Annotated in this window: 5 protein-coding genes; 3 read left to right on the forward strand and 2 right to left on the reverse strand. The window is 33.6% G+C overall.

The features are described 5' to 3' along the window. Positions 1-79 precede the first annotated feature (79 nt). Together NNL09_RS17250 and NNL09_RS17255 are read right to left on the reverse strand one after the other, a co-directional pair. The gene (locus NNL09_RS17250) at positions 80-880 is read right to left on the reverse strand and encodes a LytTR family DNA-binding domain-containing protein (RefSeq protein WP_196910467.1); all 801 of its coding nucleotides are present in this window, start codon (positions 878-880) and stop codon (positions 80-82) included. Positions 881-1104: 224 nt separating this feature from the next. After that, positions 1105-1560: an Lrp/AsnC family transcriptional regulator gene (locus tag NNL09_RS17255; protein WP_231389170.1), complete on the reverse strand. Its 456-nt coding sequence runs from the start codon at positions 1558-1560 to the stop codon at positions 1105-1107. Positions 1561-2617: 1057 nt separating this feature from the next. On the opposite strand from NNL09_RS17255, the gene NNL09_RS17260 reads away from it, so the two are divergent. The 3 genes from NNL09_RS17260 to NNL09_RS17270 all read left to right on the forward strand — a co-directional run bounded on the left by NNL09_RS17260 (position 2618) and on the right by NNL09_RS17270 (position 13798). After that, positions 2618-6517: an Ig-like domain-containing protein gene (locus NNL09_RS17260; RefSeq protein ID WP_196910466.1), complete on the forward strand. Its 3900-nt coding sequence runs from the start codon at positions 2618-2620 to the stop codon at positions 6515-6517. A 473-nt stretch (positions 6518-6990) separates the two neighbouring features. After that, a complete protein-coding gene (locus tag NNL09_RS17265) occupies positions 6991-11697 on the forward strand; it encodes a hypothetical protein (RefSeq protein ID WP_231389171.1) in 4707 nt (1568 codons plus the stop codon). A gap of 46 nt (positions 11698-11743) precedes the next feature. Beyond that, on the forward strand, positions 11744-13798 hold the full coding sequence (locus NNL09_RS17270; RefSeq protein ID WP_231389172.1) for a fibronectin type III domain-containing protein: 2055 nt from the start codon (positions 11744-11746) through the stop codon (positions 13796-13798). Positions 13799-13819 lie beyond the last annotated feature (21 nt).

A 13819-nucleotide genomic window follows, 5' to 3' on the forward strand; every position in this document is an offset into this window, starting at 1 on the left:
TCTATTTGGTTGCGTTGTACAAAAGAATACATCAGGATAAACTTTCTCAATTAATTTTGGTGTTTTGGTACGAAATTTCTTAATGTGTGGCGAATAATTTGGGAAACTTCTCAACAAGTGATCTGGCATATTTTTTAGATACCGGAATGACCTCACCCGTAATACATACTTCTACCTTGTTGTTTAGTCGATTTACATGATCAATGTTATTAGAATTGATGATATAACTTCGATGGCATCTTATTAAAGATTGATTTGAACCAAACTCGTCTTCAATATCTTTTAAATTTTTACGCATTAGATGTATATTAACCTGTTGGTTCGACAAGTAGAATATTTCGATGTAATTGTCTGCTGATTTGATATAAAGTAAATCTTCTATACTGATTTGAAACCGTTGTTTTTGATTATTGGATACAATCACGATTGGCGAATTAGGAGAGTTGTGCAAATGACTTAAAAAGTGATCAATTAAAATGCTTAAAGTAACCGGAAATGCAATAATAAGAGGATATTCATAGAGAAAAGGCCAATAGCTTGTCCAGTATAATTCTGTCCACTGATAAAAATAATTAAATACAAGAAATGAAAGGTTAAGCCCAATAAAAGTAGCCATTAGTGCAGTTACAAAAGGTTTAATTTTTTTATCAATAATAAACCATGGACTTAAGTGAAATTCAACCAAATAAAATGAAAGAGAGGTTATAATTGCGTGCGATAGCGATCTAACAAACATGCTATGTCCGGTTATGGCCGGTATTTCATCAATATGGTAAGCTCGATAAACAAACAATACCAGAAAAATAAAAAAACCCGACAAAATTGTAACGATCCATTTGTAGTTGTTATTTCTAATATTTGATAATAATCTAATTTGCATGAGTTGCTAGAGTAATGGCTTGCTAAATACAATTCTGTATTTTTTAAGTAAATATAAAAAATCTGCTAACCATTATTTGATTCCATCCGATGTGCTTCAGCTTTTGTTTTATTGCTTTCTAAATATATTAATATCCTGGGTGCCCCTCTTTTAGTAGATTTATTTCTTTCCTTATTATTTTTTATTGGATATCTTGAGAATTCTACCTCGGTTTTTATTTATTATTAAAGTTGAACACATTTATTATTTGTAACTTTTCCTCCGGTCACAATATCAGATAGGATTACAGAAGTTGAAGGAGTCCCATATTGAGATAAAATATCGATAAACTGTTCTAAATGATAATTATCTCGTACTACGACTTTCATAATAAGACAATGAACTCCTGTTATTCTACTGCACTCCAGAATTTCAGAAAAATTACCAACTAATTCTAAAAAGGGGTAAAACTGGTTGTCTTTAAAACTCATAGAAATGTAAGAAGATAAAGAATATCCTAGTTTTACATAATTTAGTTCACTGGTATATGATAGTATTACTCCAGTATCTTCTAACCTTAGAACTCGTTCGCCCACTGCAGATGACGAAAGTCCAATTTCTCGACCTATTTGAGCATATGAAAACCTCGAGTTTTTTTTTAGTAATTGAATTATTTTTAAATCTAGATTGTCTTTTATCATTATTGGCGGGGTTTTAAAAATTTAGTGTAGAATTGGTAAAGAATTAAGCTAAATTTTATTAAAAATATATTATGGTTGTTTAAAATATAAACTTAACAATGAATTTGTAATATTCTTAGTTATAATTATCATAAAAAACCTAAATGTTTTCTTAAATAAAAAGCAAGGTAACGTATTGTTATTAAGCGATTTTGCCTGGTTTTGATAACATGTTTTGTGAGCTTTTTAGTGTCTGTTTGTAAATTCTTGGTTTGTTAACTAAAAAAAACTTAATTCATCGGATAATGGTTATTTTTTCAGGTTACTTCACTTAGATACGAACTTGATGTTTAGCTAATTTTGAATAAGAAAGTAAACCAATTTTAATTTTTAAGAATTGACACTTGTATTTATGATATTGTATGTCCGTTTTGATACTTGATATATTTTTATGAAAAGTTGAAAAAGCTTTTTTGGGTGAGTTTATAAGCAGATTTGTGATTTCAAAATGTATAAAGTTGCCAATAAAGCTAAAACGGATATACAATTTTAAAATCAGGTTATTTTTCGGAAGAACAAATTGATTTTTTCTCACTCTTTTCAGCACTAATGTAATACTAGTTACATGTTAGTCAAACATACAAAGAGTATTATGAATTTTAGAAGTTCTGTTTTCTTAGTGAAACGATGAAAATGTATATAAAAACTTACACGGTTTTCTCTCAAATTTAGACTATAGTTTTAAGTGATCCTAAGTAAATGGATATAGTTGAGTTTTTAAGTCTGGTTTTGAGTTTTTCTCCCTACAATACATTGTTGTGTAATGAATAATAAGGAGAAAAGGGTTTAGGATGAAGAGGTATGAGTAAATCCTCTTCACCTTGATCCTTAATGCAGAATGGTTACATAAATTTCTGGGCCAAATATGGTACTTAAATACAAATAAAAAGATAACCACTTGCTGCGTTGTAATATGTAAAAGTTAGAGGACCGTATTATTTTTTCTGCTCATTTACGTCTTCAGAATACTTCTAAAAAAGAATCAAAATTTAACGCCTTAACACAAATCAAATCTAAAATGAAAAAAAATGTATTTAAATGTATCATGATCATGATGATTATGATATTACCCCTCAATGTTGCGATGGCCCAAGATGCCCCAAGACCTGACGGTATCGTAATGCCTAGTAAAGCCCGGGACTTTACGTATCATGTACAGCAAAATAAAATGCAGTATTTAGATTTATCAGCAACCAGCCCACTTTTTAGCTATGGTCCTTTAACTAAAGAAACCGCAGCAACCTATGTAAGAGAAATTCCTATACGCATTGGTACAGGAAAAGATGCAGAAACTATTGGGTTTTCTGCGTTTAGCGATTGGGTTGTAAGTAAACTTCCAAATAACGGTAAACTGTATTATGAAGAAACCTTAATTACATCCCCAGGCAGTATCCCTAGTTCTAGAGGTTTGGTATATGTACCAAACCCAGGATTTACAGGTGAAGATACTATGACGTATCACGCAGTAGAAACTACAGGAAGTTCTACATCTACAGGAGCTATTACATTTAAGGTAAACAGTCCAGAAAACTATGTGATACCAGCAGGTTTTCCAAAGAATCAATGGGGGTTATTTATACCTACTCCCGAGGAGCCAGCAGAATGGCCAGATAGAGAAGCGCCTAATGCATGGTATGTCAATAACAAATGTAATCCTTGTGCTACTTCGGGTAAAGGAACTCCTAACTTGCCTCGTGCTACCTTACCTCCTCATAGAACAGTGTTTGGACCAGGAACTCTTATTAAGATTATTCCTTCAGAGACTCCTTATTATTTAAACAATTCAGGGCAACATATCTATACGTTTAATGGTGCTGCCGATAACCCTGTTTTTATAGTAGGAGCAGATAACCACCCCAATCAGCCTATCATAAGTACATTAGAGAGCCGTACTTCCACTACCTTATTAGCTATGGAGGCTAATAATTTGATAATTAGTGGTCTTAGGTTCTGGAATGTAAAAATAGGAGGAGCAAAGGATGCATCTAATACTAATGTTGTTGTGCGCCACTGTCAGGTAGCTTATTCAGAACAAACCAATGGTTCTGCTCTTAGCCCTCAAGGGCGTAGGGCATCTACAGATATCAGTATATTTTCTTGTTCGGTACGAGATAATGGGTTTCGAGATGATAAATTTGAAGAAATGGATATACATGGTATAGGGTTCTATAGCTGCACTGATTGTATGATTCTGGATATAATTTCTAGTGGTAATGGAGGCGATTCTTACCAACACCTTCAGAAAAATGCAAATGGCCAGGTCAATATAGGAAGACTTAAAGGTCATGGTGAAGGAGAAAACTGCGTGGATATCAAAGCTCAAAACGGAGTTGCTGTAGTAGATTCTGATTGCTGGGATTTACGAGCAATACGATGGGTTGGTGGCTCTGGAGGTAATGCCCAATGTTTCTTTACAAATGATGATGATATACCCCAACAAGTAGGAGATGTACTTTTTTATAATAATAGAGGATGGGATACCAACGGTAATGTGGTTGAATGTTCTGCAGGTGGAGGAAGGCATTTCCTTATAGGGAATCGTATCGAAGATGTGGCAGGATCGGGGATTAATTTAGAGAATTCTAATACGTCTGAGGTATATGTAGCCTTTAATACTACTAACAATGTATTTGATGCAATACATAGTAGACCTCACGGAGGCAATACAAAAACTTATATATTCGCCAATGCGCATAATGAAGCACAGGTTAATGGTTGGTTACTAAACAAACGAGATTATAGAACTTATGATTATAATTTTTATAGCGAAAACGAGGATGATATCATATTTTCATGTTGTAGCAACAGTAATCGTCGTTTTTATGAAGGATTAGCGGCCTGGCAGCAAGTTTCTGGTAAAGATGCTAATGCTGTGGCAGGGGTACAAATGGATTTAAACGATGACTTGTCTTTGGGGTCAGGGTCAGAACTAATAGATACTATAGATGAAGCACTTATTGACCAAATAGCCCCTGGCTTTTTTGACTTTATAGACCTTTTTGATCTAGGAGAATGGAGAGATGCTAACGGGGTAAATAGAGTAAGCCCTTATGATGCAGGAGCGGCAGAGTTTGGTTCTGTAGGACCTGTTAATCCTCGCCCTATAGCGAGAGATGATATAGCGATTATTAATGCTAATAGTTTCAATAATGAGATAGATGTATTGACTAACGATAATTATGGAAGAGATGGAGCGAGTGTAGATAATCCTATTGTAATTATAACACAACCGACTAACGGTGTTATTAGTATAAACGATAGAGGCACCAACATACAAGACGATGATCTCGTTGTGTATACTCCAAATATAGGTTATTTGGGTAGAGACTCCTTTGTATATGAAATTAAAGATAGCAATGGAGACACAAGCACGGCTGAGGTAGATATAAGTGTGTTTCTGGTTACTCCACCTCTAGCTAATGATGATAATGTAACTGTAAATCAAGATAGCAACAATAATGTTATTAATGTATTGGCTAATGATGTTAATTTTGATTTAGCAACTGGTACTATTACGATTGCTACATCACCCGCAAATGGTACAGCAACGGTTAATACTACAGATGGTACTATTGCATATACTCCTAATATAGGTTATTTGGGTAGAGACTCCTTTATATATGAAATTAAAAATAGTAATGGAGACACAAGCACCGCTAAGGTAGATATAAGTGTGTTTCTGGTTACTCCACCTCTGGCAAATGATGATAATGTAATTGTAGATCAAGATAGCAACAATAATGTTATTAATGTCTTGGCTAATGATGGTGATTTTGATTTAGCAACTGGAACTATTACAATTGCAACATTACCCGAAAATGGTACAGCAACGGTTAATACTACAGATGGTACTATTACATATACTCCTAATGCAGGGGTTAATGGTACTGATTCATTTACCTATACACTTACCGATGTAAATGATACCACAAGCTCTGCAACAGTAACAATAACGATTACTCCAACAGGTACTACGCCTCCAGTTGTATTAGAAAATGGAGTACCCGTAACCGGTATCAGTGGCCCTGATGAGGCAAAATTTTATTATACGTTAGAAGTACCTGCCGGAGCAACAGATTTGGTATTTGAGTTAACAACACCTGCAGGAGGTTCTGGAAATGGAGATTTATATATAGGTTTTGAAAAAATACCAACATTTACAGATAATATTTGTAAATCAGAGAGTAATTCTAGACCTACAAATGAACGATGTGAAATTGCAGATCCGGTACAGCCAGGAACATACTATATATTTGTAAACCCATATAAAGAAGCGATTAACAATTTAACATTAAAGGCTAGCTATGCTGTTCCTGAATCGTTAGTACCTATGTTGCAAAACGGAGTGCCAATTACAGATATCAATGCTACCGATATAGAAGAACTTCGTTATACCATGGTAGTACCTGCGGGGGCAACGGATTTATCATTTACATTGAGAAGAGATCCTAAGATACGTCCAGGAGATGCTGATTTATATGTAAACCTTGGCGTACCAGCAACATTTACAGAAAATATTTGCGCATCTGCAGGGAATACAAGTAACGAAGAGTGTTTAATCCCAGATCCAGTGCAGTCTGGAGTGTATCATGTATTAGTAAACCCTTCGGGTGGCCCTATTGCAGGGTTAACACTTGTAGGAAGTTATACCGAGCCATCGAATACTGCAGGAGTTGGTGTGGCAAATATTACAATTTCTCCAATTCCGGTAAATGATCATATTAATGTACGGTTACCTAACATAGAATCTGGTAAAATAGCTGTATTTGATCTTGTAGGAAATCTTTTGTTAAAAGAATCTTTTACAAATACATCAAAAATTATGCTAAATGTTAGTAGTCTTCCCAAAAGAAAATTATATGTCATGAAGATAACAACGAAAAATGGTAGAACCTATGTTAAGAAGATGATGAAGTAAAAAGAATATTAATTTTTAAGGCTAAAAAGTGACTAGTCCTAACAAAACTGTAAAGGTTTTTTAGGACTAGTTTTATTTTAAACCGAATTCTAAAAATAAACTACCAAAAAATAAAACCTACTCTGCTTATAATTATGACGAAAATACAGATCAAAGGTTTTATTGTTGATAAACACTTTATTTAATGGGTTTACGCTCTTTTTTTCAATAAAATGAGTTTTTTACACTTGTGTAAGTTGTATAATTTTATTCTCCCTTTGTTGCTTTTAACCTTGAAGTCTCTTCAGGTAGTACTTAAACTAAGAAGTTTTTTATTATGATAAAACCTTTTCTTATGAATTTACGTAGATACTATTGTTGCTGATATAGATGTGTCAAAAACGGTTATAGTATTTATTGAAAAATTATAAAATTAAATCTTAGTATATCGATTAAAGAGGTTACTATTATTTGCCCAAATCTTAAATATTTCTATGAGAATAAAATTATGCTTAGTACTATTTTGTGTTATACTTAATTCATTTTTTGTTATAGCAAATGAAAAAGATTCTTTATCAGTAATTAAAAAAGAAAAGATTAATGATGAGTTTGGCCATTTACAAAAGTTGAATGAAAAATTTCTGATACAAAATGTAGTAAAGGTAACCTCCCCAGAATTTAATTATACAACTATAGAAGAGGAGTTTTCTCCAACTCCAATAGACGTTAGCAAAGCCAAGGTAGTTGCAAAATCCTGGTTTGAAAAGATAAAAAAATTAAAAAAATGGGTGTCTTCGCTTAAAATAGATAAAGTCGAAGAATTCCCTGTAGGGATTCGAAAAGAATTAAATGGAGTTGAATATCAGTTAGGTTTTGTAAAAGCAAAATTTACAAAAGACTATACAGAGCTTACAGTTTTTGCACGACTTATTTTACCTCAAACAGATGAAGAAGGAAAGCCTATAGAGCTTTACTTTGGCGCCGATAATGTTAGACTTTCTCATGATGGAGGTATTGTAGGACAACCTAAACTTGTTTTGTTGGGAGACGTCTTCATGCCGTTCAATGCCGGGAACTGGTTGTTTGCTATGAAAGGAGGGTTGGATTATAAGACAGGGAACGTAAACAATAAAACATATGTTACCATTGATTGTGATGGTATAAATGAGATAGGAATAACAGGAGAAGTACAATTTTCTAGAAATATTATACTACCTGTTGATGAAAAAGGAAATACATTACCAGATACACGCCCATATATTGGGGCAGATAATAAAATGATTGAAGTTCCTAATCGAGTAAGAGGTAATATTAAAGCTATTGTTACTGATTGGAGTGATCTTCTTGTAGAAATTGATATTTCCCCTTTTGTATTAGCTAGTCAACCTGATAAGTTTGTGTTTACTGCAAGTAGAGCGGTTTTTGATTTCAGTGACCTAAGAACAGAAGGGGTACAATTTCCAAAATTCTATGAAGAAGATGGGTTGCTAGTCCCTGATAAAGAATCTTGGAGAGGAGTATACGTAAAATCCCTAAAAGTAGGATTGCCAGAAGTATTTAAAACTAAGCAAAGTATAGTAACCAATGATCGTGTTAAGTTTGAAGCATCAAATCTGATCATCGATAGCTATGGTGTTTCAGGGAGTTTTGAAGTAGAAAATCTTTTTACTATTGATGCTGGCCGTACTTCAAAATCAAAATCCTGGGCATACTCTGTAGATAAATTGAATATCGATATTGGAGCGAATCAACTGATAGGTGCTAATTTTGAAGGAGAAATAGTACTTCCAATTTCATCTCTGAATAAGAAAAAAAAGAACAATGATGACAAAATATCAGGATTAGCATATGTGGGATTAATTTCTGAAGATGAATACTCATTATCAGTATCGCCTGTAGAGACTTTAGATTTTGATATTTTTAGTGCAAAAGCACAGTTACTACCAAATTCTTCAGTAGAGCTAAAGGTGATAGATGGAAATTTTAGACCTAAAGCAGTTCTTAATGGCAATATGTCAATTTCCGCAAGTAATAAGACAATATTGCCTAAAGAAGGCAAAGAAACAGTCGATTTTAAAGGAATCAAATTTGAAAACCTGGTACTTCAGACAGAATCTCCCATTATCCAGGCTGATTATTTTGGATACAATGGCTCAGTAAAGCTAGCAAACTTTCCTGTCACTATTAATGATATTGCTTTTAAATCTACTGATGCAGAGGCAGGTATCGAATTTGATCTGTTAATTAATCTAATGGATAAAGGAAACAAAGGTTTTTCTGCAGATACACACCTTGGGATTTATGGTAAATATAAAGAAGAAGGGTATCGACAAGAATGGGATTATGACCGTATAGAACTTTCTAAAATTAATTTGGAAGCCAATTTAGGAGCGATTCAGGTTAAAGGTGCATTAGAACTTATGGAAGATGATGAGGTATATGGAGATGGATTCTTAGCAGATGTACAAGCCACTTTTGGCAGTTTTGGCCCAATAAAAAGTAAAGCAATTTTTGGAAAAAAAGACTTTAGATATTGGTATATAGATGCTGCGGTACATGGATTAAAAATACAAACAGGTCCATTTCAGATAAATGGTTTTGCAGGAGGAGCAACATATAAGATGAGTAGAAAACCTAATGCAGGATCGTTTTTTAATGATTCAGGACTTTCATATGTCCCAAATGAAGATAATAGACTAGGCGTCAAAGCGATGGTGTTTGGTGCGATAGGAGACGAAAGTGCCATGGCTATTTCTGCAGGATTTGATATAGAATTTAATGGTAATGCAGGTGTAAACAGAATGGGGTTTTATGGAGAAGCCCAAATAATGAAATCATTTAGCTTTTCTAATCCAACAAACATACTTAGAGAAAAGCTATCTAAGTTGGTCGAAAATGAAAAAATAAAGAAGGTATTAGATAATAAGATAGGTAGGTCTCTATTAAAAAAAGCATCAGAAGAGTATGAGCCAGATATTGTTGGCGAAGCAGAAATTAGTGCAAAAATAGGAATGGATTTCGACTTTGTTAATGATACCTTTCATGCAGCACTAGAGATTTATGTAGATACTGCCGGAGGTGTTATAAAAGGAAGAGCATCAAACGGAAGAGCAGGATATGGAGTCGTGCATGTCTCTCCTGATGAGTGGTATGTGCACATGGGAACGCCAACAGATCGATTGGGTTTAAAAATGGATGTAGGCCCCATATCAATAAAATCAGGAGGGTATTTTATGATGGGTGATTATATCCCAGGAAGCCCACCTCCACCTCCAATAGTAGCGAGTATACTTGGTGTAGATGCAAATAGTCTGGATTACAACAGAGATGAGAATGCCTTAGGAGAAGGAAGAGGATTCGCATTTGGAACAGATTTTAGTGTAGATACAGGAGATTTGAAATTTGCCATCTTATATGCTCGATTTCAGGCTGGACTTGGATTTGATATAATGCTTAAAAACTATGGGAAAGCACGCTGTAGAAATACAGGTGATGAAATAGGAATCAATGGATGGTATGCCAACGGGCAAGCGTATGCATATTTACAAGGTGAATTAGGGATTAGGTTTAAAGTCTTTGGTAAAAAGAAGAAAATCCCCATTATCAAAGGTAGCGCTGCTATCCTTATGCAAGGTAAAGGGCCTAATCCATATTGGTTTAAAGGGTATGCAGCAGGAAAATATAACTTGTTAGGAGGTTTAGTTAAAGGTAAATATAGATTTAAAGTTACTATAGGAGAGGAATGTGAAATCGATAATGCATCTCCTGTAGGAGGAATTAAAATGATAGCCGATTTAACTCCTAAAAATAGTGCAACAGATGTAGATGTATTTATGTCTCCTCAAGCAACTTTCTCTTTACCAGTGAATAGAGAAATAGTAATACCCGAAGATGGAGGAGATATGACCTATAAGGTGGTACTCGAAAAATTCACACTAACAGACGAATCAGGTATCGAGATTGTAGGTAGATTAGATTGGGGATCTAATATGGATAGAGTTACTTATGTATCAGATGATGTTTTGCCATCTGAAACCAAAATAAAAGCTTTGGTAGAAGTAAGTTTTCAAGAAAAAATAAATGGAGCATTTCAAACAATTCTGGAGAACGGACAAAAATTCACCGAGATAGAAGAAAGAACTTTCATCACAGGTAATGCGCCAAAAAATATTCCACTATCTAATATTCAATATTCATACCCTGTAGTAGATCAGCAATTGCTTTATTCAGATGAGCATCCAACGGGATATATTCAATTGATAAAGGGGCAAGATTACCTTTTTGATAATAACCAATGGAAAAGTACTCTGAGATATATAGATAGCAATGGTAATCAGGAGGAGTTTGATTTTAAATATTCTAATCAGGCTAATAGAATCACCTATGCCTTACCTAAGGTAAGTAAAGATACCAAATACCAGATGTCTATTGTAAGTGCCTCTAAAGGAGCAAAAGGAAAGGCTAACAATCAAAAATCAACTACCACAACAAATTTTGATGATGATAATACATTAAGTATTACTAAAAACATTGCTCAAAATGTGTTTAGAGAAGGAGAAATTGACCGATTAACATATGATTTTAAAACCAGTGTATATAAAACATTTAAAAGCAAAGTAAAAGATCTGGATATTAATAATAATAGCTACGAAAAAATAAACTCTTTAGTAATTAATCTTGTTTCTAGAATAGATACTTATGAAGGTTTTGGTTTAGTAGAATTGAAAGGGAATAAATTTTCAGAAAATAAACCTTTGATAACTATAGAATCTGATCTAAAAGATGCTTATTTCAACAGAGATATAAACCCGGTTTTATACCAAAAATATCCAGAGGGCAGTAAGTTTAGTGTTTCTAGAGATTATTCAATATATGGTTATGTGCCTAAAAAGGCAGTTCCGGTGATAGGAAGTTACCTTACTAGCTTAGAAAACAATGTGGATTCAGGTTTTATACAAACTAGTTTTCCATTCAGATATAATTTAGCTCAGGTATATTATGAAGATTTTGAAAGTATTCAAGATAGAGTACGGTGGGCATATGTTAAAGGCTTGGGAGTAACCCCACAAGAATTAAGTATTATCAGTGAGCGCTTTAAGTTTATACTATATGGTAAGTATGGTGTTAAGTTACAATACATTTTACCTGGAGGAATAAAAGGAACTTCTGCTACTTATAAATATACTAATCCTATTAAGTAAACTGATGATATCAACTAGAAACATAGACTTTTGTAGATGCAGATATTTGATATACCTGTTGTTTATTGCCATTTCTTTTGAAGGTCTTTCTCAAGATCTTCCAAAAGAAGAAATAAAGGTAATTGCAAGGGTTAATAAAGATAAAATCCTATTACGATGGGCGGTAACAACTCCATCAGCATGGCTCAAGGCTAATAAATATGGGTATGTTATAGAGCGATATACAATTATAAAAGAAGGGCAATTGCTCGATAAACCGGTAAAAAAACTAATTACACCAACCCCTTTACTTCCTAGACCCGTTGAAGAATGGGAAGTAATTTCAGAAACAAACGACTATGCTGCCATTTTGCTACAAGCATTATATGGAGATAGTTTTGAAGTAGAAGAAATGCAACAAGGAGGCATTGCAGCGATTATTAATAAATCCCGAGAGATAGAACAACGTTTTTCTTTTGGGTTATATTCGGCAGATATGAATTTTGAAGCCTCAAAAATGGCAGCTTTAGGATATGAAGATACAGATATTGTTGCAGGAGAAGAATATTTATATGAGGTAAAAACGGTTGTACCCGAATCAATATTGAACATCAAAAGTGGTACTATCTCTGTAAAATTAACAAATGTAGAACCATTACCACCTCCTATAGATTTAATAGCCATACCCAAAGACAAAAGCGTAATGCTTACTTGGGAATATGAACTTTTTAAATCTATATATAATTCATATTATATAGAACGCTCAGATGATGGTATAAATTTCAAAAGACTAGGAGGAGATACTCCACTGGTAAATTTAAATGACACTCCGGAGACTCCTGCAAAAAGGATGTTTTATATTGATACATTGCCTCAAAATGATAAACAGTATTATTATAGAGTATATGGAATATCTCCATTTGGAGAGAAGAGTGAACCTTCTAAAACAGTATCAGCAAAAGGAGTAAAAAAACTCGTAGCTATACCGTATATATCAAAACACGAAATAGATGTTTCTGGCAATATTGTGCTGTCATGGGATTTTAAGAAAGAAGCCGAAAAAGAAATCACAGGATTCGAACTCAATTGGGGGTCAACCGAAAAAGGACCATATAAAGTAGTACAATCAGAAATACCTCCCGGTGCAAGAGAAATAGTATATACACCTGTTGAATCGGCTAATTATTTTAGAATAGCGGCCATTGGTAAAAATAATCAAACAACGAGTTCATTAACGGCTTTTATACAAACCATAGATTCAATACCACCTAATGCTCCAATAAACATAGAAGGTGCCATTGATACATTAGGAGTTGTACGATTAAGGTGGAACCCTAATTTAGAGAGTGATTTGCTAGGGTACAGGGTTTTTAGAGGTAATAGAAAAGATGATGAATTATCACAAATTACAGTAGACCCAATAATTAAGAATAATTTTGTAGATACTGTACAGGTTAAATCTTTAAACACTTCTGTTTTTTATCAAATTGTAGCAGTTGATAAACGGTATAATATGTCAGAATATTCAAAGCTTCTGGAGCTTAAGAAACCAAATGTCATATTACCATCTTCTCCCGTATTTTCGGGTTATAAAGTCAATAAAAATGATATTTCTCTTACATGGATAAATAGCACAAGTTCTAGTGCCAAAAATCATATTTTATATAGGCAAGATGTAGAAAAGTCTAAGTGGAAATTGATTTTTAAAACTGATACTATATCTAAGTATATCGATACCGAAATTGCCCCAGGAATTAAATACCGATATGCGATATATGCAGAAAATGAAGAAGGAGTTAAATCTAAGATGTCTACTCCAATTACCATAACAAGTAAAATATCTGTAGATAAAGATTTTGTTAAAGGTTTTGTACTTATTCCAGATAGGGAAAATAACAAAATAGTATTGAGCTGGAAAAAAATGCCTCCCGAAGTTACAGAGGTTTTAATCTATAAATCAAAGAAAGAAGAAAAACCAATACTGTGGAAACAATTACGAGGATCAATTAATAAGCTGGTTGATGAATCCGTTTCTCCAAATAATACGTATGTATATCAACTAAAAGGCATTTCTAATAAAGGAAACCACTCTAGATTGAAGAAAAAAGAAGTGAAATTTTAACCCAAACAGTTAATTTCTTAT

The organism is Aquimarina sp. EL_43, from assembly GCF_943422735.1.
Lineage (GTDB): Bacteria > Bacteroidota > Bacteroidia > Flavobacteriales > Flavobacteriaceae > Aquimarina > Aquimarina megaterium.